Annotated in this window: 22 protein-coding genes and 1 pseudogene; 14 read left to right on the top strand and 9 right to left on the bottom strand. The window is 44.5% G+C overall.

Features of this window, described 5'->3' with window-relative positions; all coding sequences use genetic code 11:
* From N5E84_RS13985 to N5E84_RS13955, 7 genes and pseudogenes are all read left to right on the top strand, one after another.
* The gene (locus tag N5E84_RS13985) at positions 1-795 is read left to right on the top strand and encodes a glycosyltransferase family 32 protein (RefSeq protein WP_019282774.1); all 795 of its coding nucleotides are present in this window, start codon (positions 1-3) and stop codon (positions 793-795) included.
* Position 796: 1 nt separating this feature from the next.
* Positions 797-2062: a lipid IV(A) 3-deoxy-D-manno-octulosonic acid transferase gene (gene waaA, locus N5E84_RS13980; RefSeq protein ID WP_019282775.1), complete on the top strand. Its 1266-nt coding sequence runs from the start codon at positions 797-799 to the stop codon at positions 2060-2062.
* Between the two features lie 14 nt (positions 2063-2076).
* Positions 2077-2457 carry an HAD-IIIC family phosphatase gene (locus tag N5E84_RS13975; RefSeq protein ID WP_010320770.1) on the top strand — a complete coding sequence of 127 codons (381 nt, stop codon included), beginning with the start codon at positions 2077-2079 and terminating at the stop codon, positions 2455-2457.
* Positions 2448-4021: pseudogene (locus tag N5E84_RS13970) on the top strand (capsular biosynthesis protein). The gene N5E84_RS13975 and the pseudogene N5E84_RS13970 overlap by 10 nt, the downstream one beginning before the upstream one ends.
* A complete protein-coding gene (locus N5E84_RS13965) occupies positions 4018-4761 on the top strand; it encodes a glycosyltransferase family 2 protein (protein ID WP_019282777.1) in 744 nt (247 codons plus the stop codon). Before N5E84_RS13970 ends, N5E84_RS13965 begins: the two are co-directional and overlap by 4 nt.
* On the top strand, positions 4758-5702 hold the full coding sequence (locus tag N5E84_RS13960; RefSeq protein WP_019282778.1) for a WavE lipopolysaccharide synthesis family protein: 945 nt from the start codon (positions 4758-4760) through the stop codon (positions 5700-5702). Before N5E84_RS13965 ends, N5E84_RS13960 begins: the two co-directional genes overlap by 4 nt.
* A 205-nt stretch (positions 5703-5907) precedes the next feature.
* Positions 5908-6444 (top strand): CatB-related O-acetyltransferase, encoded by a 537-nt coding sequence (locus tag N5E84_RS13955; protein ID WP_019282780.1) that lies wholly within the window; start codon positions 5908-5910, stop codon positions 6442-6444.
* A 191-nt stretch (positions 6445-6635) separates the two neighbouring features.
* Here the strand turns inward: N5E84_RS13955 and N5E84_RS13950 are convergent, their stop codons facing one another.
* On the bottom strand, positions 6636-8630 hold the full coding sequence (locus N5E84_RS13950; protein ID WP_019282781.1) for an acyltransferase family protein: 1995 nt from the start codon (positions 8628-8630) through the stop codon (positions 6636-6638).
* Between the two features lie 10 nt (positions 8631-8640).
* The gene (locus N5E84_RS13945; protein ID WP_029388341.1) at positions 8641-9336 is read right to left on the bottom strand and encodes a 3-deoxy-D-manno-octulosonic acid kinase; all 696 of its coding nucleotides are present in this window, start codon (positions 9334-9336) and stop codon (positions 8641-8643) included.
* 115 nt (positions 9337-9451) lie between these two features.
* Between N5E84_RS13945 and N5E84_RS13940 the strand changes: the two genes are divergently transcribed.
* Positions 9452-10522 (top strand): glycosyltransferase family 9 protein, encoded by a 1071-nt coding sequence (locus N5E84_RS13940; RefSeq protein WP_019282783.1) that lies wholly within the window; start codon positions 9452-9454, stop codon positions 10520-10522.
* Positions 10519-11304: a glycosyltransferase family 2 protein gene (locus tag N5E84_RS13935; protein ID WP_019282784.1), complete on the top strand. Its 786-nt coding sequence runs from the start codon at positions 10519-10521 to the stop codon at positions 11302-11304. The genes N5E84_RS13940 and N5E84_RS13935 overlap by 4 nt, the downstream gene beginning before the upstream one ends.
* Here N5E84_RS13935 and N5E84_RS13930 read toward each other — a convergent pair.
* The gene (locus tag N5E84_RS13930; protein ID WP_019282785.1) at positions 11273-12307 is read right to left on the bottom strand and encodes a glycosyltransferase family 9 protein; all 1035 of its coding nucleotides are present in this window, start codon (positions 12305-12307) and stop codon (positions 11273-11275) included. The genes N5E84_RS13935 and N5E84_RS13930 overlap by 32 nt on opposite strands.
* Positions 12308-12430: 123 nt before the next feature.
* On the opposite strand from N5E84_RS13930, the gene coaD reads away from it, so the two are divergent.
* Positions 12431-12922 carry a pantetheine-phosphate adenylyltransferase gene (coaD, locus tag N5E84_RS13925; RefSeq protein WP_026028196.1) on the top strand — a complete coding sequence of 164 codons (492 nt, stop codon included), beginning with the start codon at positions 12431-12433 and terminating at the stop codon, positions 12920-12922.
* A 15-nt stretch (positions 12923-12937) separates the two neighbouring features.
* Here the strand turns inward: coaD and mutM are convergent, their stop codons facing one another.
* The 5 genes from mutM to radC form a co-directional block, all read right to left on the bottom strand.
* A complete protein-coding gene (gene mutM, locus N5E84_RS13920; protein WP_019282786.1) occupies positions 12938-13747 on the bottom strand; it encodes a bifunctional DNA-formamidopyrimidine glycosylase/DNA-(apurinic or apyrimidinic site) lyase in 810 nt (269 codons plus the stop codon).
* Between the two features lie 63 nt (positions 13748-13810).
* Positions 13811-14278, bottom strand: coding sequence for a hypothetical protein (locus N5E84_RS13915; RefSeq protein ID WP_013855728.1), 468 nt, complete (start codon positions 14276-14278; stop codon positions 13811-13813).
* Positions 14279-14413: 135 nt separating this feature from the next.
* On the bottom strand, positions 14414-14581 hold the full coding sequence (rpmG, locus tag N5E84_RS13910) for a 50S ribosomal protein L33 (protein WP_010318992.1): 168 nt from the start codon (positions 14579-14581) through the stop codon (positions 14414-14416).
* A 13-nt stretch (positions 14582-14594) separates the two neighbouring features.
* Positions 14595-14831, bottom strand: a complete 237-nt coding sequence (gene rpmB, locus N5E84_RS13905) for a 50S ribosomal protein L28 (RefSeq protein WP_004397476.1) — start codon at positions 14829-14831, stop codon at positions 14595-14597.
* A gap of 277 nt (positions 14832-15108) precedes the next feature.
* Complete coding sequence (gene radC / locus N5E84_RS13900) at positions 15109-15783, bottom strand: RadC family protein (protein WP_010318993.1); 675 nt, start codon at positions 15781-15783, stop codon at positions 15109-15111.
* Between the two features lie 221 nt (positions 15784-16004).
* Between radC and coaBC the strand changes: the two genes are divergently transcribed.
* The 4 genes from coaBC to lpxM all read left to right on the top strand — a co-directional run bounded on the left by coaBC (position 16005) and on the right by lpxM (position 20018).
* Positions 16005-17219 (top strand): bifunctional phosphopantothenoylcysteine decarboxylase/phosphopantothenate--cysteine ligase CoaBC, encoded by a 1215-nt coding sequence (gene coaBC, locus N5E84_RS13895; protein ID WP_064626049.1) that lies wholly within the window; start codon positions 16005-16007, stop codon positions 17217-17219.
* A 208-nt stretch (positions 17220-17427) separates the two neighbouring features.
* Positions 17428-18018, top strand: a complete 591-nt coding sequence (gene slmA, locus N5E84_RS13890) for a nucleoid occlusion factor SlmA (protein ID WP_010318996.1) — start codon at positions 17428-17430, stop codon at positions 18016-18018.
* Between the two features lie 52 nt (positions 18019-18070).
* On the top strand, positions 18071-19018 hold the full coding sequence (gene lpxL / locus N5E84_RS13885; RefSeq protein WP_029388343.1) for an LpxL/LpxP family Kdo(2)-lipid IV(A) lauroyl/palmitoleoyl acyltransferase: 948 nt from the start codon (positions 18071-18073) through the stop codon (positions 19016-19018).
* A 22-nt stretch (positions 19019-19040) separates the two neighbouring features.
* On the top strand, positions 19041-20018 hold the full coding sequence (lpxM, locus tag N5E84_RS13880) for a lauroyl-Kdo(2)-lipid IV(A) myristoyltransferase (protein WP_029388344.1): 978 nt from the start codon (positions 19041-19043) through the stop codon (positions 20016-20018).
* 101 nt (positions 20019-20119) lie between these two features.
* Here lpxM and pyrE read toward each other — a convergent pair whose 3' ends face one another.
* On the bottom strand, positions 20120-20761 hold the full coding sequence (gene pyrE, locus N5E84_RS13875) for an orotate phosphoribosyltransferase (protein ID WP_013855722.1): 642 nt from the start codon (positions 20759-20761) through the stop codon (positions 20120-20122).
* Positions 20762-20969: the final 208 nt, after the last annotated feature.

The raw sequence follows: 20969 nt of genomic DNA, 5'->3' as shown, positions 1-20969 counted from the left end.
ATGAGCCAAGTAACCGTATTAATCGCCAACCGATTAATCCGCTTGACCGGGAATATTTTTAAAATACTCGCTTACCCATTTCATTGGGTGTTTCCAAAATTGCGTTTTACCATTCCTGCCTATTCACCAGCAAAATTGGCACGCTCTAATCGCAGCGCTATCCCACGTACAATTTGGCAAACCAACTTTACCGATCAAGCCTCTCTACCCGTTTATATTAACTACTTATTTAATCGATTAATGTCGCTCAATTGTGACTATCGCTATGTGAGTACCGAAGCCCGTGGTGAGTATTTACAAACCCACGCATCAACTGAAATCTATGATGCTTACATGCGGCTAACCAACGGCGCTGCTCAAGCCGATTTATGGCGTTTGGTCGTACTCAATAACGAAGGGGGCGTCTATATGGACATTGATGCAACTTTGGTATGGTCTCTCGATAAACTGATTGGCGATGAACAACAAGCGGTTTACATAAAGATTGACAACAATACCCGTTTTACCAACTACTTTATCGCCTCAGCACCTAATAATAACGACCTCAGCCAAGCGATTGAAAAAGTACTGCATAACATTGAGAACTACGACCCTAAAATGGGCGTTTATTATTCAACCGGGCCTGGCGTATTTGATGAATTACTAAAAGGCAGAGAAGATCTTTGCACAAAAGATAGAAAATACGTTTGTATTCAAGGTAGTTTTACCAATGAACATTTTCAATATATAGATCGCCCTCGTTCGAAGTGGACTCACATTAATCCGGATGATTTGGTAAAGAAAAAGGAACCGTAGAGTGGTGATTCGAGCTCTCTATACCTTACTGCTCTGTGTAGCTTCTCCTTTTTTAATGTGGAGCTTGTACAAAAAGCGGCCGGGCAAGCCGTGTGTTGGTGCTCGCTGGAAAGAGCATTTTGGCTTCACGCCACCGCTTAAAACTAATCAATCCCCTATTTGGATCCACGCGGTATCCGTTGGAGAAACGCTTGCCGTTTCTCCACTGATAAAAAAACTCAAATCACAATATCCTGATCAACCGATTGTCATTACAACAACAACGGCTACGGGCGCTGAGCAAGCGGCTAAATTACAAGGCATTGCCGAACATCGCTATATGCCATTTGACTTCTCTTTTGCCGTACACGCTTTCATCAAGCGGATAAAACCAAGCCAAATGCTGATCATGGAAACTGAACTTTGGCCGAACACGCTGCATACTGTTGCAAAAGCGGGCATTCCTATCACTGTTATTAATGCTCGCTTATCTGAGCGTTCATGCCAACGCTACGCTAAATTTCAACCGATATTTAACTTGTTAGCCTCTCACTTAACCCATGTACTTTGTCAGTACCCAGATGATGCGCAGCGCTTCATTCGACTCGGATTACCTGCTGACAAAGTGACAGTCACCGGTTCGATGAAGTTTGATATCAATATCGATCAACAAACCATAGAAAAAGGCCAGCAGTTAAGGCATCAACTAGGTAAAGAACGACCAATTTGGATTGCCGCAAGCACTCACCAAGGTGAAGATGAACAAGTGTTAGCCGCTCATGCAAAAGTACTTAAAGCACACCCTAGCGCACTGCTTATGCTTGTTCCGCGCCACCCTGAGCGATTTAATGCTGTTTTTGAGTTATGCAAAACACAATTTATGAGTGTTCTGCGAACTCAAACAGAGAATAAACTCGATCTAGAAGTACAGGTCTATCTAGCTGATACTATGGGGGAGATGCTAGTACTCATGGGATCTGCTGACATTTGCTTTATGGGCGGAAGCTTAGCGGGTGACAAAGTCGGTGGACATAATTTACTCGAGCCAGCTGCGCTTGGTTTACCCATGTTGACTGGCCCAAGCTATTACAACTTCAGTGAAATCACTCAAGCCCTCAATCAAGCCGATGCTTGTGTGATCACACAAGATGCAGAGCAAATTGCACAAATGCTTTGTGAATGGTTCACTGATAACAAACAGCGTATTCATTGCGGCAAGCAGGGTTATCAAATCGTAGAACAAAACCGTGGCGCTCTTGCCAAAACACTTGAATATTTAGATTTATAAAGAGAATACTCTTAATGAAACGACTAATTGTTGATCTTGATGGGACACTAACTCAAGCCAATACTTCCGATTATAAAAACGTCCTACCGAGAATGGATGTGATTGAACAACTGCGGAATTATAAGCAAAAGGGGTTTGAGATTGTGATTTCAACGGCGCGTAATATGCGCACTTATGACGGTAACGTCGGTAAAATCAATATCCACACTCTGCCTATCATTACTGAGTGGCTGGATAAACACCAAGTTCCGTATGATGAAATTTTAGTGGGCAAACCTTGGTGTGGACACGACGGCTTTTACATTGATGATCGCGCCGTGCGCCCTACCGAATTTGCCTCGATGAGTTTGGAAGAGATCCACCAACTGTTTGCAAAGGAAAAATCATGTTCCTGATAATGTCTGGTGCCTACGTCGGCCAAGAATTGGAATCTGAATTTGGACGTATTCCACCTAGCTTTCTACCTTTAGGCAATCGACCTCTTTTCCAACATCAAGTCGCTTTAGCACCGCAGGGGGTGCATCCTTGCCCGAGTCGTTTACCATCTCAGAAATCGACAGTCAGTGGCTTGAACAGCATCAGGTGACGATTATCGCTACGCCTGATGGACTGAGCCTTGGCGCTTCTTTGGTTGCTGCACTCAATATTAGTGGCCACTCACTTAATGCACCATTGCACATCCTCTACGGTGATACGCTTTTTAATCAACTTCCTGTTGGCGATGATATTGTCAGCGTTTCCACCGCGAAAGACAGTTATAACTGGGCCGTATTGACTAATGATGAAGTTGATTGGCTACAAGATGCCAACACTCCAATGAATCACGAAAGTCAGCGGATCATTGATGGCTACTTCAAGTTCAGCCGCCCACGGGAACTGGTTCGCAGTATTACACAGAGTGAGTGGCAATTTATTGCTGGTCTTAACCGCTATCATAAAAACGTAGGCTTAAGTGCCGTTAACTCGATTGGCTGGCTCGATTTTGGTCATGTGAATACTTACTATCACTCCAAGGCTGAATTCACCACCCAGCGCGCCTTTAATGAACTAACCATAACCGCCAAATGGATTGAAAAATCGAGCATAAAGAACCAAAAAATCGCTGCCGAAGCCTACTGGTTTGACAATCTGCCGATGACGATGCGTGGTTTCATTCCACAATATTTAGGCAGCCAAAACAGCGAAGGGAAAATTTCCTATCGCTTAGAATATCTCTACCTCACTGCGCTGAATGAGTTATTCGTTTTTTCCAAGCTGCCGAGTCAAATCTGGCAAAAAATCTTAGCCAGCGCGGTGGAGTTTTTAAGCCTATGCCTTGAGCAACCTACCGAGCCGAATGATCCCATCAATACTCTCGACATACTGTTTGCCGATAAAACCACTCTACGCCTTAACGAATTCTGTGCATCGCGACGCATCACGTTAGAAAAAAAGTGGCAATTTGCAGGACAAGATGTCTCGCTCGCGCAAATTCTGCGCGATAGCCAAAAACATCTGCCTAATGGAGAACCCTTACTGGGCGTCTTGCACGGTGATTTTTGCTTTAGCAATATTTTGTATGACTTCCGAGACAACAAAATTAAAACGATCGACCCTAGAGGGATGACGCCTGACGGGCAGAAAACACTGTATGGTGATATCCGCTACGATCTCGCTAAGCTGAGTCATTCGATTCTAGGTTTATATGACTGGATTATTGCCGGTTACTACCATGTTGAGATTGCCGATAACGCGATCGAATTAAAGATTGCCGAACAGAGTCAACATAAAGAGACGCAGCAAGGCTTTATCGAGTTAATTGAACAGACTTTTGGCCTCACGGCGAAAAATCTCTACGCGATGCAAATTCAACTTTTCTTATCGATGTTGCCTTTGCATGCCGATGATCGTCACCGTCAAGATGCTCTATTTGCCAATGCATTTCGTCTCCACCAAATTTTATTGAGGCTTGATCAATGATTGTGATCCCAATGGCGGGAATGAGTTCTCGCTTCTTTAAAGCAGGTTATACACAGCCGAAATATATGCTTGAAGCCCACGGTCAAACCCTGTTTGAACACTCGGTCAACAGTTTTGCCGAGTATTTTGCTAACACACCGTTTCTGTTCATTGTGCGTAATGCTTACGACACCCCAGCGTTTGTGCGCGAAAAAGCCACTCAACTTGGCATTAAACAGTTTTACATCGCTGAATTGCATACAGAAACTCGCGGCCAAGCCGAAACGGTGACTTTAGGGTTAGAAGAACTCGCAAAACAGGGCGTGGACTATCAAGGTTCGATCACTGTGTTTAACATCGACACATTCCGTCCGAACTTTGTATTCCCGGACATTAGTCAACATAGCGATGGCTACCTAGAAGTGTTTCAGGGCAGCGGTGACAACTGCTCTTTCGCCAAACCAGAACATGCCGGCAGTACTAAAGTGATCCAGACCGCGGAGAAAAACCCGATTTCCGATCTCTGTAGTACCGGGCTTTATCATTTCAATCGCAAAGAAGATTACTTGGAGGCGTATCGCGAATACGTTGCCAGACCAAGCCAAGAATGGGAGCGAGGCGAGCTATACATTGCACCGATCTACAACCTGCTCATTGAAAAAGGGTTGAATATTCACTACCACTTGATCGCACGCCATGAGGTCATTTTTTGTGGCGTGCCAGATGAGTACAGTGACTTTTTGAGGCAGCCACAACCATGATCAATATTGATGATGAAGCGATCACCTTTGTTGTGCAGGGGCCAGTGCAAGCCAGTGCCAGTCGCCAGCAAATCTCGGGCATCACAGAGCAGTGCTTGAAGTCCATACTGCGCTTTTTTCCTAAATCGACCATCATTCTGTCGACTTGGAAAGGGCAGCCGTTGGATGGCCTTGATTACGACCAAGTGTTGGAATTGGATGATCCCGGCTCAAATACCGTTTTTTATGACGGTAAGCCGCTCAAACTCAATAACAATCGTCAGATGTACAGCACTCACATGGGGCTGAAAGCGGTAACAACGCCTTACGCAGTTAAGCTGCGTACCGATAATCTGCTGACTGGTCGCCAATTTGTTGAACTGTATCAAGAGTATGCCGATCTACCCAGAGCACAAAATTATCAGTTTTTGACTCAGCGAGTGCTCACCAGCAGTACGTTTTTTATTTCAAGCCACTACGGGCATCCGGTTCATTTTCATAAAAGCGATCTGTTTGATTTTGGCCTAGCTCAAGATCTATTAAAAATTTGGTCTGATCGCTGGATACCAGAACTACATTTCACTCTGAAACCGGGTTACAAAGCACGCCACCCAGCAACGGAGCAAATTTTATGTCTAAATTGGATCTCAGCGCTACTCAGTGAAGAGCACCATATCGAGAGTAAAACCTGCGATCATGCAGGGTTAGGTGAAGAGTTTTGGCCACAGTTTATGGCCAATAACTTACTCATGGATTGTCCAGAAAATATTGGATTGGATGTCACTGAGCGCTTCTATAAACGAGGTAATCTGGCGCTTGAATATGACTTAAATGATTGGCTATATCTTAACGGTTTGATCTCTAAAAATACTCTAATCGATAAAAAGCGTATTTATAGAGCATATAAAAAATGGACAGGATTGATGATTAAGAAAATCCATCCAACTCGAGTGACAAAATAAGAGTTTCCAATTGATAGCAAAGCGAGTGAACAAGATTAATTGACTATGAAAACCCAAAAACGCTTTTTAACTGTTAATGAGCTTATTCAGTTAAAAAAGTCCCATATCACGCTCAAAAAGTGGTTTAAGAAAGCCTATAAGATCGCTGAGCCACTCGCGATTGAGCCACACACACTTTAGTATCTCAAGAAATCATTTGTGGCAAATGGGGGCATTTTCATACTCCCATTCTGCACTGCCAGTAGATTCAATCGTTGGTCGATACTGCTCGATCTCTGGCGGTTTAAAAATAATCGGTACTGAGCATCCTCTCCACACCTTTACAACATCGCCATTAACTTATGAGTATGATTTTCTGGGTGGTGAGCGCCAGCCATTCGCACTAAAACCGCTCAAAACAGCAGAAAGATTGGTCATAGGTAATGATGTATGGATTGGACAGAATGTATCTTTAAAGGCAGGGATAAAGATTGCTGATGGTGCAGTGATCGCAGCCAATGCAGTCGTAACCAAAGATGTCCCTCCATACGCAGTTGTCGGCGGCATTCCGGCCAAAGTGATAAAATATCGCTTCTCAGAAAGTGAGATCTGTCAGCTCCTAGAACTAAAATGGTGGAATTATCACTATAAAGATTTTGTAGGTATGGATTTGAATTTCTCAGGTGCACAGCTGTGTGACTATTTTGGCCAACAACTCCTCAAACTTAAGCCATATACACCAGAAAAAATTCATCTAAGCTAGCTGACCTGTGCTTTATCCTACAAGACATATGCCACTGGACTAATGTATTCCCCCTCCGTTTTGGTCATAAAACAAAAAACGCAATCGTCAGCCAATTGCGTTTTTTAATATATCAATCACTAAGAATACAGAATTAAGCTACTTGAGGTATCACTCAGTTCAGATGGGTCAGCTAGCCCCTTACTGAAATTTCATTGATTTATCCCTAACCAGTGTTCTGCTAATACTCTCGCACCTTCATAATTAAGATGATTATTATCCATATACAAAGGAGTACTATTTAGCTGACTTTTACAACTAACCTCATCACAAATAATTGATAAGATTGGGATAATTTCAACTTGTGGATATTTTTTTGCAATCTCATCAATAATTGTATTTGTCATCTCCTGACGTTCAATCATTGCACTTAAAGGTAAATCACAGGATGCATCTTTCATCCATCCATAGGTAGCTTTCTTAACTAAACAATTGCTAGGATTGAAGTCATAATCTGGCACTTGTTCAAACAAAATAGGCTTGATACCAGCTTCAACCAAATGCTTAATTGTCCGTTCTAAACCTTCTTTGAAAGCTCTACGGCTATTATCAATCGATTCGCTATAATCCGTTTCATCGCCTAAGTAGACACGACTACCTTTCTCGCCAACAGAACGTGTTGTTTCTACATACATAGTCCAACGTCCAGCTAAAAAAACCACATCCGGCTTCAACTCAGCTAACTTAAGGGCTATTTCATTATTACGTTCAGAACACTTTTGCTCTGGCTTTCCATGTTTAATCAAATCGCTTCCAATAACAGGAGGGCAGCCACCTAAACCTCCAAACAGTGCAGCAAACCCCTCTTGCTTGCCTAAAACATCAACAAAACTTCTAAAATGGCCTGCATGTGAATCCCCCCAGATATAAGCTGTAATCGGTTGCTCGATGTCTCCTATCACTGGTGATTCAAAAGGGTACGAATCCACAATCTGCATACGATGATTCTTATTATCATCAAACGTATAAGCGGATTGGCTAAATATCGCTTGGACTGAATCACTGAATCGTGTTGGATAACCATCTTGCGCAACAATCTGTTTAGCAATCACGACCGAACATCCAATCGGCAAAATCAAATAAAACAAGTAAACCCATCGCTTGCCAATCTGCGCATGCCGCAAAGGGTTTTCTACCCACAGCCAAGAGGCAAAAGAGAGAATAACCGTGATCACTCCACAAATGATGGCATCGACAATCGTAAAGCTAATGAAATAGTAACGATAAAAAGCCAATACCGGCCAATGCCATAGATACAATGAGTAAGACAAACGACCGATGAGCACCATGGGGCGCAAACTCAATACGTACGAAATAGTGCTGGTTTTTGACGTCCCAGAGACAATGACTAAAGCGGAAGCGATAGTCACAAATAGCGCATGAATACCGGGAAACACATCACTTTCATTCAAAGAGAAAGAGAGCCAAACTAGGCTAACCATCCCGACAATCCCAGTAAAATGATAAAAGCCTCTGGGTAATTCCCTGCTGTTTTGGCTTTTTGGGTAAACCATTATTGCTAACAGCGCTCCCATCAAGAGTTCAAAAGCTCTACTTTGAATTAAATAATAACCAGAGCTGTCTCCTAATCTAGCCATATATTCAGAATAACCAATGAATCCAACTAAAGTCGCAGACATTACTCCCCAGAAAAAGCGCGAATTGAGGTAACGAGCAGCGAGGATTAAGACCATCGGCCAGACAAAGTAAAATTGTTCTTCGATAGATAATGACCAAGTATGGAGTAATGGCAACGTTTCTGAGGTTGGAGCAAAATAACCGGAGTGTTTTTCAAAGTAAACATTAGCAATGAATGTGCTTGCATACCGTAAGCTATCGGCAAAGCCCATAAAATCATTCGGAGTATAAAGCCAATATGCAAAAACAAGACTTGTCATCGCTACCAGATAAAATAGCGGTAGGATTCTTTTGATTCGTTTTACATAAAACTGATTAAACGAAAATTCTTTATTTACAATCTGAGGATAAATCGCTGACGTTATGATATAGCCAGAGATAACAAAGAAAATATCAACACCAATAAATCCTCCAGGGATCCAATCAGCATTCATGTGGAATAAAACCACCATCAAAACGGCTATCGCTCTCAAACCGTCAATATCTGCTCTATATTTCAGATTACTCATTTAATTCTACTTATTGACTCGCCAGCATTAATTCCCAATGCTCTTTGGTCCAATGGATTTTCCGTTTGATTAATTCCTTTTCAAACGATCGCTTCAATCTATCTAAATTTCCTTTCTTCCAGCTCTCACCTTGTTGCTGGCAGCACTTATCAAAATCAATAATCCATACCTTTTCTTGGCCATCAATCAAGATGTTATGGATATTGAGATCGGTGTGATTGACTTGCGCATCATGCATTTTGCGAATTTCTAGGCCGATTTTCTCATACATTTCAGTCGGTAATGGACGTTCTTGTAAAATAGACACCAGATCGCGGGCATTCGGGATTTTTTCGCTGAGTAAATCGGCCTGATAACAAAAAGTGCGCTTTACTGCTCGCGCTGCAATCGGGCGTGGGACATTTACCCCAGACTCTCTCAGAGTATTGAGCAATTCGAATTCTTGGAAGCTGCGAGTTTTCTTCCAACCTGAGAAAAAGTAGTGATCACTGACCAACTTACCGAACAATCCACCACGCTTATAGTGGCGTAGTGCCGCTTCTACTTTTTCAGCTTTTACAAACCATGTCGTGCCGCGCCCAGTTGCACTACCTGTGACGCTACCAGCCTGCTGCCAAAACTCGGGGTTAAAACAGCGGAGCGGATCTTCAACTAGCAAATGCTCGTCATACCAAATTGTTTGATTCTCTTTTTTCAGCGTTTTCATCGTTTCACTTTTTAATGACGAGATTGAATGTGCTTCATTGTGCTTGTTTGGCATTTTACATTTATCGGCGCTATCTGCATAATTCTTACTAACTTTCTCTCTATCGATGTCACTTATGGCTCTTTTTTCTTCTGCCCCACGCTCAATTTGTGTGTTGCGTCTGTCGGCGATTGGCGATGTGTGCAATGCAGTGGCCGCCGTGCAAGCAATTCAACACCAATGGCCTGAAACTCATATCACGTGGATCACAGGAAAACTGGAAGCGCAGTTACTCACTGATTTACCGAATGTAAACGTGGTTATATTCGACAAAAAACAGGGGTGGAAAGCGTATCAAAAACTGTGGGCAGAACTTAAAGGGCAATCCTTCGATGCGCTTTTGCATATGCAGTATGCCTTTCGTGCCAGTATTGCCACTCTGGGTATTAAAGCTAAATATAAACTCGGTTTTGATGCCGCCCGCAGCCAAGATTTCCAGCACCTATTTACCAATGTAAAAGTGATATCGCCTCAAGCGCCTCATGTATTAGATGGCTTACTCGCGTTTGCAGAATGCCTTGGAGTCAAAGTTCTAGAACCTAAGTGGTCACTCACTTATTCAGATTCCGATCATCAATGGGCCAAGCAGCAACTTGCACATTCAAAGCGTAATTTAGTCGTGGTTCCTGCCGCGAGTAAGGCTTATAAAAATTGGACCGCTGAAGGTTATGTAGCAGTGATAACTCATGCTCAACAACTTGGTTGGCATATTATTTTAGCCGGTAGCCCTGCGCAAATTGAAGTTGATCTAGCAGCCGAAATAGCGAGTAAACTGACTCAGCCGGTACTCAATGTCGTTGGTAAAAGCCAACTTAAAGAGATGTTGGCACTGCTCGACTTAGCCGATTTAGTGATAGCGCCAGATACAGGCCCAGCGCACATGGCCAATGCAATGAATACCCCAGTTATCGGTTTATACGCTCACCATAATCCGCAGCGCACAGGGCCTTATCAGTATCGTGATTATGTGGTGTCGGCTTATGACGAAGCACTGTTTGCCGAAACAGGAAAAACGAAAGAGCAAGTCAGTTGGCGTACTCGCGTCAAAGATGAACAAGCGATGCAGCGCATTCAAGCAAGCCATGTTATCCAAATGTTTGATAAGATAACGGCTGATTTTCAGCTAAACCCAATATCCGAGGAATGAATGTGAACAAACCTACTTTAGCCGTTGCGCTGATCGTTAAAAATGAAGCGCAACATCTGCAAGCTTGCTTGGAAACCGTTCACCAATGGGTAGATGAAATCGTCGTCTTAGATTCAGGTAGCAGTGATAATACCGAAGAGATTGCACGCCGTTATACTGACAAGTTTTTTGTCAATTCGCAGTGGCCTGGGTTTGGCCCACAGCGCCGCTTAGCGCAGTCGTATGTCGAGTCTGATTATGTGTTGTGGCTAGATGCCGATGAACGCGTGACCAAAGAGTTAAAAGAGAGCATTCAGCAAGCGGTCGCGGCTAATAAACCCAATACACTGTATCAATTTGCCCGTTTGAGTTGGGTTTTTGGCCGCTATATTCGCCACTGTGGTTGGTATCCTGATCGCGTGTTGCGCCTCTACCCAACTCAATTAACGCAATATAACGAGGCTTTGGTGCATGAAAAAGTCGAAGTCGCAGATGGCATGAAAGTCGAGAATCTTGCAGGTGATGCGATTCACTACACCTATAACGATATTCATCATTATTTAGTTAAATCCGCAGGTTATGCCAAGGCATGGGCAGAGCAACGAGAAAAACGTGGTAAGAAAAGCAGCATTAGCCAAGGTATTTTTCATGCGTTTGGCTGCTTTTTGAAAATGTACGTTTTAAAAGCAGGCTTTTTAGATGGTAAGCAAGGCTTCTTGCTTTCTTTATTATCGGCGCACTCAACCTTTGTTAAATACGCCGATTTATGGGTTAGAACCAGTACTGAGCCGCCCAAGGGTTAAGTTCAGCTAACACCGCATTAATATCAATGCGACTCATATCGGCCTGAGTTTCTTTGTCTTTTGCTTGTGGTGGACAAAAAGCGATATGGCGACCTTGTGAATTCAATGGTCGCCAACGCAGTGGCGTGGCTGAACGTTTGGCGGGGAAAAAGCCAACTGTGGGCACATCAATCGCAGCGGCAATATGCAAAGGCCCAGTTGAACCTGCGATAAAAATATCAGCGCAAGCAATCGAGCGTGAGAAATCAACAAGCCCTTCATTTTTATCATACAGTGCCGCTCGCCCGCCCTTTTCTTCAATCAAAGCTTTTAACTGCGCGGCTTTCACCTCTTCTCCCGGCCCAGCGGTGAGGATAATTTCTTGCTTGCTATCAATCCCCATCACTAACTGCGTGTATTGCTCTAGCGACAAATTATTCGCTGAGCCGCCGCTTCCGGCATGAACAAACACCCACGCTTTACTGGTATCGAGATGAAGTTGCGTAGCCAGTTTGCTTTTTTGTTCAACAAGCTTCGCTTGATCAAATTGTAGATAAGGTGCGCTCGGCTCGACAACCTCTTTGCCAATATCATGCAAAAAAGCGCGTACCAAATCTAAGTTATACTCATATTCTGGTTTGGCTGATTGAGAGCGTTTTTGCTTAATTCGTTTGTTGTAAAAAATTTGAGCGAATTTAGTCGCCGGCGCTAAACGATAAGGAATACGAGATTTCCAAACTAATAGTGCATTGTAAGTGGTCGAGAAGAGGTTGATCGAGGCATCAAAGTGTTGCTGTTTAATCGCTTGAATACATTGCTTTTTCTGCGCAGAGGACGCGTTTTCCGTTGGGTCGACCATCACCGCATCAATCCACGGGCAAAGCTCGGCCAGCGCGACGGTATAGCTGGGGACTAGCGCGGTAATATGGCAATCTGGCAACGAGGCTTTTAGCATCGCAAAACTTGGCCAAGCCAGCATGAAATCACCAATTTTATCGTTACGGATCACCAACAACTTATTCATCGTCTCTTCTCTCACTCGCTAAGTGTCACAGTTTAGTGCGGGCTACATCATACCGAGTTCAATAGGTAATTTTGAGTCTTTTTGTTAATATCAGTGCCAGTTAACCAATATGAGCCTTCCACTGTGAGCCAAAAAAGAATTTCGCGTGTGATTTATCCCGGCACTTTTGATCCCATCACCAATGGTCATTTGGATCTGATCGAACGCGCCGCCAATATGTTTGATGAAGTGATCATCGCCGTCGCCGCCAGCCCAAGCAAAAACACCATGTTTACTCTGCAAGAGCGGGTCGCCTTTGCCAGCGCCGTCACTCAACATTTAGAGAATGTCACTGCCAAAGGATTTGCTGGGTTAATGGTCGATTTTGCGCGTGATGAAAAAGCCAATGTGCTGATCCGCGGTTTGCGTACTACGGTTGACTTCGAGTATGAATTTGGTTTGACCAACATGTACCGCCGTTTGATGCCGGGGCTGGAAAGTGTGTTTCTTACGCCATCAGAGGAGCATGCGTTTATCTCCTCCACCATTGTGCGAGAAGTGGCGATTCATGGTGGAGAAGTTGATCAATTTGTTCCTGACATTGTCGCTAACGCCTTGCATGGCAAGAAAATATAGCCTTTAGGACGTACCTTATTTTTGGCAAGCAGAGCAGAAAAAGGTGTTACGCTGACCAATTTTCAGCGCTTCAATCGCTTGCCCACACGCTGGGCAAGGCTGCTGCGCTTTGCCATACACATTAAGCTCTTGAGCAAAATAGCCCGGTTTGCCATCCGCTTGTGCAAAATCTTTTAAGGTTGTGCCACCTTGTTGAATCGCCGTTGCTAAGACTGATTTAATTTCTCGCACGAGGCAATTCCATTCAGTCAGTGTCAGCGAATGAGCGGGCCGAGTGGGGAGAATTCGCGCATTAAACAGTGATTCACTCGCGTAGATATTGCCTACGCCAACCACCACTTTATTTTCCATAATAAATTGCTTAACGGCGATACGTTTATTGTTCGCTTTTTGCGCAATGTAATCTGCATCAAAATCATCGGTTAATGGCTCTGGACCGATATTACTCAACGCAGAGTGGCTTTCTCCTTGTTCGCACCATAACCAAGCGCCAAATCGACGAGGATCGTGGTAGCGCAGCACCTTGCCATTGGTTAATCGCAGATCAACGTGATCATGCTTGCCTGCCGGAAAATCACACTCCAATACTCGCAATGAACCTGACATTCCCAAATGAACAATCGCGCTGCCAATATCGGTCTCTATCAATAAATATTTGGCCCGGCGGGCAATATTGCGGATCACTTGCCCTTCTAACTGTTTCAGCTCTTGAGGGATGGCCCAACGTAATTTGGGCGTGCGAAATGTCAGTTGTTGGATCGTTTGCCCAACTAGATGCGCGCTAATCCCCATTTTACTTACTTCAACTTCGGGTAACTCAGGCATGATAAATCTCGATTCTTCGTTCGTCGTTATTGGTTTGTTCAACGCTCAAAGAGAAATAATGACTCAGTTCGGAAAAAGAAAAGCTTCTTCTACCGAAAGTGCCACCCATTTCTCTTGCCAATTTTTCAATAACCAAAACTGGGGGGTTTGGTAGTAGGTGATCCTTTGCGGCTCTTCGCGATCCTGATACCACACCTCCACGGTTTGTGGGTTGCGTAGTAGAGACGCAAGCGACTCGTAAGTGGCATCATCTACTTCTGTACCAACTAAACTCTGCCAGCGTTGTGCCAATATTTCAGGAGCAACTGAAATTGCTTTGCTTGATCGCCAACGGTTTTGATTCAGTTCAAGTGACCAGTCAGTAAAATGCAGTGCTTGCAGCTGTGCATTTGGATTAATCACATAAGGATAAGGGCTAGCAGGCGGTTCAATAAGATAAGTTTTGATGACTGTGGGTAAATTCAAAATGGCAATAAAAGCAATAACAGCCAAGATAAGAATATTATTCCAACGGCGGCGATTGATACGCATAAGTGATCCCTAAGAGTTTATCTTTGAGTAACTTAGCACATTATAGTGAGAGCTGACATTGCAGGGTACAAATTCCAGATAATAAAAAACCCAGCCAAAGCTGGGTCTTTCAATGCTTACAAAGCGTAAAATCAATTACTTGATTTTGCCTTCTTTGTAAAGAACGTGCTGGCGAACTACTGGATCAAATTTCTTGATCTCAAATTTGCCTGGCATGTTGCGTTTGTTCTTGTCAGTTGTGTAGAAGTGACCAGTACCTGCAGAAGATATTAGTCGAATTTTCTCACGAATGCCTTTAGCCATTGCTCAATTCCTCTTAAACGTTTTCGCCACGTGCACGGATATCAACAAGAACAGCATCAATGCCTTTCTTATCGATGATACGCATGCCTTTAGCAGTTAGACGTAGTTTAACAAAACGTTTTTCGCTCTCTACCCAGAAACGATGAGTTTGTAGGTTCGGCAGAAAACGACGCTTAGTAGCATTTCGTGCGTGTGAACGGTTGTTACCCGTTATTGGACGCTTACCAGTTACTTGGCATACTCGGGACATGAATGTCTTCTCCAAATCGTTTCAGCTCGATATCAACCTTGGTGGCCGAACCTCGTTCTCGATGTATTAAGAAGTTTGAGGTTAAAAACCGTTATGGAAAATCCATACAAGGCTATCAAAGGTCGCGTATTATACTAACTTGACATGCATTGCTCAAGACCCGAACAGATCCTTTTTACGGATTTGGCGATCTTTTTTTAAGCAGAGCTGATTTAGGTTGATAATTTAGTGCGCGAATCATACCAGAATAATCTTAAGTCACAACCTAAAATGTGATTCAAATCCACCCTCTTTCTGCAAAAGAAATTACCTCGCCGTCGCCCACCACAAAATGGTCCAAAATACGGATGTCCACTAACGCAAGCGCATCGGTTAATCGACGTGTGATTCTGCGATCGGCTTGGCTAGGCTCAGCAACGCCTGACGGATGATTATGGGCCAATATTAATGCCGCTGCATTATGGTGGAGTGCTCTTTTAACTACCTCTCGAGGGTAAACGCTGGCCGCGTCAATCGTCCCCTCAAACAGCACTTCATCGCTGATCACTCGGTGTTGATTATCCAAAAACAGAATATAGAAGGCTTCTCGATGGCGATCGCGTAGCACACTCGATAAATAAAGCTTGGTTTGCTCTGGGCTAGTCAAAGCGCCACCTCGTTTGAGCGTTTCGGCCAAATAGCGCTGCGTCATTTCAAGCACCGCCTGCAATTGAACGTATTTGGCTTCGCCCAACCCTTTATGGCGGCAAAACTCTTGCTGGTTGGCCGAAAAAAGCGCTCGAAGTGATCCAAACTCGCGCAGCAGCAGATCCGAGAGAGCGAGTACATTCATTCCTTGAGTACCAGTACGAAGGAAAATCGCCAGCAGTTCAGCATCCGATAATGCCTGAGGACCGCGAGCAAGCAATTTTTCGCGTGGCATTGATTCTGTGGGCAGTGATTTGAGGCTCATTAAGCACTCCTAGGGCTAAAGGTACTCAGACAACATAGAGAAATAGCCAAGCCTGCAACTTTGCTTCTCTTTATTTAGGCTTGATTCATGGTTTTTTGTAATTGATAAGTGATGAAAGACGCAGAAACACTCGTCCAATATGAAAGGATTGAGCGGATCATAAGGTCACTCGATGCGAGAGTTGTGCTAACATAATGCGCAGAATTTTTGAGGAAAAGATAATGCAAACACTGGCAGGAAAAAAGATTCTGCTCGGCATTAGCGGCGGTATTGCTGCGTATAAATGTGCTGAGTTAACGCGTCGTTTGATTGAACGTGGCGCACAAGTACAAGTGGTGATGACTCACGCTGCAAAAGAGTTTATAACGCCACTGACCATGCAAGCCGTCTCTGGCAGGCCAGTTTCAGATAGCTTATTAGACCCAGCCGCCGAAGCGTCTATGGGCCATATTGAACTTGCCAAATGGGCAGACTTAGTCCTGCTAGCTCCCGCGACAGCGGATCTCATTGCCCGCGTCGCCGCAGGGATGGGTAATGATTTACTCACCACTTTGATTTTAGCCACCAATGCGCCAGTGGCCGTCTCGCCGGCAATGAATCAGCAGATGTATCGCAATATCGCCACACAAGAGAATATTGCCACGCTTAAACGCCGAGGAATGATGATTTGGGGCCCTGCAGCTGGTGAACAGGCGTGTGGCGATGTTGGCCCGGGCCGCATGCTTGAGCCAATGCAATTGGTTGAGCGCTGCGAGTTTTTTTTCCAAACAGAGGTAGCGAACAACACACTGCTCGCGGGAAAATCACTGTTGATTAGCGCAGGCCCAACCCGTGAAGCGCTCGATCCAGTTCGCTATATCAGTAACCACAGTTCAGGCAAAATGGGCTATGCGATTGCGCAGGCCGCCGCTCAATTGGGCGCGAAAGTGACTCTGATCAGTGGCCCGGTCAATTTGCTCACACCGCCACAAGTACAACGTATTGATGTGGAAAGTGCCTGCGATATGCATCAGCAAGTGATGGCGCAAGCGCAATCACATGATGTATTCATCAGTTGCGCCGCCGTAGCCGACTATCGCCCTGAGATCGTCGCCGATCAAAAGATCAAAAAAACCGATGCGAGCGATCACATGCTCATCACCATGGTCAAAAATCCCGACATCGTCGCTAGTGTAGCCGCATTGAAAGAAAACCGCCCGTTCACGGTAGGCTTTGCAGCTGAAACGCAGCAAGTTGAAAAATATGCCCGTGCTAAACTGCTCAACAAAAAACTGGATATGATCTGCGCCAATGATGTTTCTGTTGCGGGCCAAGGCTTTAACAGCAACGACAATGCATTAACCGTCTATTGGCAAGGCGGAGAGCAAGCATTACCTTTGAGTTCAAAATCTGCATTAGCTCACGCACTGATGCAACTGATCGCGAGTCAACTGTAGGCGACAAACAGACGTTCTAAGCTTCTTTTAGGGTTCATAGCGTTTATTGGGTGGTAAAATCACCACCCAGTTCAATCATTTTCATTTTTACGCTACGCAGTCCGAAAACTGTCCGTTAAACTACTGCGCTTAACGGACAATACCCAAACCATCTGAAGGGTATAAATATTTGCTCACAAGCATGTGGTAACTAAAAGGAAATCGGGTCATGGCCGTCAATAAGAAAATCAATCGTCGTGAAGAGATTCTACAAGCACTCGCTGAAATGCTGGAATCTAACGATGGTGCATCACGCATCACCACAGCAAAGCTTGCTAAGCAAGTGGGCGTTTCTGAAGCGGCTTTGTACCGTCATTTTCCGAGTAAAGCACGGATGTTTGAAGGCTTGATTGAGTTTATTGAAGAGTCTTTAATGTCGCGGATTAATCGCATTTTGGATGAAGAGAAAGATACACTCAACCGCATCCGCTTAGTGCTACAACTTATCTTGGCTTTTTCGGAACGTAACCCGGGCTTGACACGAATTTTATCCGGCCATGCTCTAATGTTTGAAAATGAGCGACTGCGTGAACGGATCAACCAACTGTTCGAACGCATAGAAACGTCACTACGCCAGATCCTTCGCGAACGTAAACTGCGTGAAGGTAAATCCTTCCCCGTCGACGAAAGCATTTTAGCCGCTCAATTGCTTGGTCAAGTGGAAGGCAGCTTAAATCGCTTTGTGCGATCTGACTTTAAATACCAACCGACGGCAAATTTTGAAGCGTATTGGGCGTTATTAAGCGCTCAGATTGAGTAAAAACCGCCGCCAACGTCGTGATAAAGAATCATCAGTGAAAGAATCAAGAGTAATGAGCAAAGAAAAATACGGTAAACCTGAGTTTTCCCTCTCGCTACTGCACCCTAAATATTGGGGCGTGTGGCTTAGCTTTGGACTACTCGCTTTAATGGTCAACCTGCTTACTTATTCTGCGTTACTAAAAATAGGACGCAGCATGGGCGCGTTTGGAATGCGCTTTGCTAACAAGCGAGTACACATTGCCACGCGTAATCTACAGCTATCTTTTCCAGAGAAAAGTGCAGGTGAGATTGAGCATATTGTTAACGAAAACTTTAAAAACACTGGCATGGCGCTGATAGAAACCGGAATTACTTGGTTTTGGCCGACTTGGCGTTTTGCTCGCCTGCTTGATGTGAAAGATGTCAGTGCCCTTTTGCAACTCAAACAAGAAAAACGTGGCGCACTGCTGTGTTGCGTACATGCGTTAAATTTAGAAATTACAGCACGCGCTTTTGGTGTAATAGGCCTTGAAGGCTATGGCGTTTACCGCCCACACAGCAACCCTGCGTATGAATTTATCCAATACCGTGGTCGCACACGCAATGGCAATAAACTAATCTACCGCACCGACATTAAACAGATGATCCGCGTACTCAAAAAGGGCGAGCGCCTATTTTATCTACCCGATCAAGATTACGGCCATAACAAATCGGTGTTTGTTCCCTTCTTTTCGGTCAAAGAAGCGTGTACCACCACAGGCACCAGTATTCTGGCTTATACTAGCCAATGTGCGATTGTCCCTGGTTCAGGGTTTCGAAACGCCAACGGAAAATATGAAATCATCGCCGATAAAACCATTGATGGCGACTATCCAAAAGATGACATGACCGCTGCCGCCGCTTACATGAATAAATACGTTGAAGAAGTGATTCTACGCGCACCAGAACAGTGGATGTGGCTGCATAAGCGTTTTAAATCTTTGCCAGATGAAACGTTAACTAACTCTCGCTATTTATAACTAGAAAAAGGTTTTGCTTTCAATGAGCAACAACGAAAACAGCACAGACAAACACTTGCACAACCCCACATTCCAATGGTCTTTTTTACACCCAAAACATTGGGGAACTTGGATTGGGATCTTCTTTGCCGCTCTGTTCGCCTTTATGCCACCCGCATGGCGAGATAGGCTAGCACGCAAATTATCCACCTTTGCGGTACGCAAAAACGGTCGTGTTGTACGCCGCACGCGAGTGAATCTGGAAAAATGCTTTCCTGAAAAATCCCCGCAAGAACGCCAGGCTATTTTGGAAGAAACCTTTGTCAAAGCAGCACAATACATGCTCGGTTATTCGGAGTTTTTGGTTCGTTCCACAAAACACAATCAGCAACGCGGCATCATGATTGGTGAAGAGAACTTATTGCCATTGTTAGATGCTGGCGAGAACGTGATCATCCTCGCTCCTCACGCTTGGGCGGTCGATTACCCTGCGGTAATGCTTGCGGCAAAAGGCTATAAAGTAACCACCATCATGAAGCCACAGCGCAATCCTATCGGTGATTGGTTAATGCACGTCCAACGCATGCAATATGGCGGGCGTATTTTTGCACGTGATGCTGGAGTAAAACCGTTTGTACGTTCAATTAAAGATGGATACTTAGGCTACTGGCTGCCCGATGAAGACTTTGGCCCGGCCAACTCGGTCTTTGTTCCATTCTTTGGCACTGAAAAAGCCACGTTAAAAGGTTTTGGTAAAATGGCGCGCCTATCAAAGGCGAAAGTCGTGCCAATTTTGCCTGCTTATAACGATAAAACCTGTAAGTACGAAGTGCATATTTTGCCTGCATTAGAAAACTTTCCAACTGGCGATGAAGAGCAAGATGCACGTGCTATGAATAAGGCGATTGAAGATTTAGTCACACCACGCCCAGAACAGTACATGTGGAATTTATCACTGTTGAAAACGCAGCGTGATGGCTCGGAAATTTACGATAACTCGCACCATGGCGATCAAAGTTAATCGCTAGAATAACTAAACTAATAACAAACAAGCCCCGAGCGACAAACTCGGGGCTTTTACTTTTCAATAAGTGGCTCTACGATTCGCAAATAAGTTGATGCTTAAATTCCGTACTGAGCACGATACGCTTTTACCGCCTCAAGGTGCTTAGCATCTGCCCCTTTCTCTTCAAGGTAAGTAACCAGATCGGTCAGGCTAACAATTGAGATGATCGCGCAACCAAAATCACGCTCGACTTCTTGAATTGCAGAAAGCTCTCCTTTGCCTTTTTCTTGGCGGTCAATTGCTACCAAAACACCAGCAAGATCCGCACCGTTAGCTTGAATGATTTCCATCGACTCACGAATGGCAGTACCAGCTGTAATGACATCATCCACCAGCATAATGCGCCCTTCTAATGCGCTACCGACCAAGTTACCGCCCTCACCGTGGTCTTTCGCTTCTTTACGGTTAAAGCAATACGGCGTATCAACATCATGATGATCAGCCAACGCTACTGCCGTTGTAGTCGCAATTGGGATCCCTTTGTACGCCGGTCCAAATAGCACATCAAACTCAATCCCAGAATCGACCAAAGCAGCGGCATAAAAACGCCCTAAGCGCGCTAAATCACGGCCAGTATTAAACAAGCCAGCGTTAAAGAAATAAGGGCTTTTTCGGCCAGACTTCAAAGTAAACTCGCCAAACTTCAAGACTTCTTTTTCTAGTGCAAATTCAATAAATTCACGCTGGTATGCTTTCATGATTTTCTCTCTCTTAACTCATACACTTTGGTTTATTTCTCTTTCTCAACAAGAACAACCCCCTCCTAGCCTCCCTCGAAAAGGGGGGAGGTACTAAGATGGTGCTCACCTCCCCTCAAGGGCGATATTAGGAACACTTCCTTCATTCCCTCCCCTTATAGGGGAGGGTTAGGGTGGGGTCATCACGTACAACAATACAATGAATAAA

It is taken from the genome of Vibrio sp. J502 (assembly GCF_025397955.1).
In the GTDB taxonomy this organism is placed as follows: domain Bacteria; phylum Pseudomonadota; class Gammaproteobacteria; order Enterobacterales; family Vibrionaceae; genus Vibrio; species Vibrio anguillarum.
The sequence above is the reverse complement of the archived record's forward strand: the minus strand, read 5'-3'. Positions and strand labels throughout refer to the sequence as shown.

Excerpts from the sequence above, each read along its gene's own strand:
- N5E84_RS13950 (WP_019282781.1), bottom strand. The coding sequence starts at position 8,630 with ATGAGTAATCTGAAATATAGAGCAGATATTGACGGTTTGAGAGCGATA.
- N5E84_RS13955 (WP_019282780.1), top strand. The coding sequence starts at position 5,908 with ATGGGGGCATTTTCATACTCCCATTCTGCACTGCCAGTAGATTCAATC.
- rpmG (WP_010318992.1), bottom strand. The coding sequence starts at position 14,581 with ATGGCTAAAGGCATTCGTGAGAAAATTCGACTAATATCTTCTGCAGGT.
- lpxL (WP_029388343.1), top strand. The coding sequence starts at position 18,071 with ATGAGCAAAGAAAAATACGGTAAACCTGAGTTTTCCCTCTCGCTACTG.
- N5E84_RS13960 (WP_019282778.1), top strand. The coding sequence starts at position 4,758 with ATGATCAATATTGATGATGAAGCGATCACCTTTGTTGTGCAGGGGCCA.
- N5E84_RS13930 (WP_019282785.1), bottom strand. The coding sequence starts at position 12,307 with ATGAATAAGTTGTTGGTGATCCGTAACGATAAAATTGGTGATTTCATG.
- coaBC (WP_064626049.1), top strand. The coding sequence starts at position 16,005 with ATGCAAACACTGGCAGGAAAAAAGATTCTGCTCGGCATTAGCGGCGGT.
- mutM (WP_019282786.1), bottom strand. The coding sequence starts at position 13,747 with ATGCCTGAGTTACCCGAAGTTGAAGTAAGTAAAATGGGGATTAGCGCG.
- pyrE (WP_013855722.1), bottom strand. The coding sequence starts at position 20,761 with ATGAAAGCATACCAGCGTGAATTTATTGAATTTGCACTAGAAAAAGAA.
- N5E84_RS13975 (WP_010320770.1), top strand. The coding sequence starts at position 2,077 with ATGAAACGACTAATTGTTGATCTTGATGGGACACTAACTCAAGCCAAT.
- N5E84_RS13935 (WP_019282784.1), top strand. The coding sequence starts at position 10,519 with ATGAATGTGAACAAACCTACTTTAGCCGTTGCGCTGATCGTTAAAAAT.
- radC (WP_010318993.1), bottom strand. The coding sequence starts at position 15,783 with ATGAGCCTCAAATCACTGCCCACAGAATCAATGCCACGCGAAAAATTG.
- N5E84_RS13915 (WP_013855728.1), bottom strand. The coding sequence starts at position 14,278 with ATGCGTATCAATCGCCGCCGTTGGAATAATATTCTTATCTTGGCTGTT.
- lpxM (WP_029388344.1), top strand. The coding sequence starts at position 19,041 with ATGAGCAACAACGAAAACAGCACAGACAAACACTTGCACAACCCCACA.
- N5E84_RS13985 (WP_019282774.1), top strand. The coding sequence starts at position 1 with ATGAGCCAAGTAACCGTATTAATCGCCAACCGATTAATCCGCTTGACC.
- N5E84_RS13940 (WP_019282783.1), top strand. The coding sequence starts at position 9,452 with ATGGCTCTTTTTTCTTCTGCCCCACGCTCAATTTGTGTGTTGCGTCTG.
- slmA (WP_010318996.1), top strand. The coding sequence starts at position 17,428 with ATGGCCGTCAATAAGAAAATCAATCGTCGTGAAGAGATTCTACAAGCA.
- N5E84_RS13945 (WP_029388341.1), bottom strand. The coding sequence starts at position 9,336 with ATGAAAACGCTGAAAAAAGAGAATCAAACAATTTGGTATGACGAGCAT.
- rpmB (WP_004397476.1), bottom strand. The coding sequence starts at position 14,831 with ATGTCCCGAGTATGCCAAGTAACTGGTAAGCGTCCAATAACGGGTAAC.
- N5E84_RS13965 (WP_019282777.1), top strand. The coding sequence starts at position 4,018 with ATGATTGTGATCCCAATGGCGGGAATGAGTTCTCGCTTCTTTAAAGCA.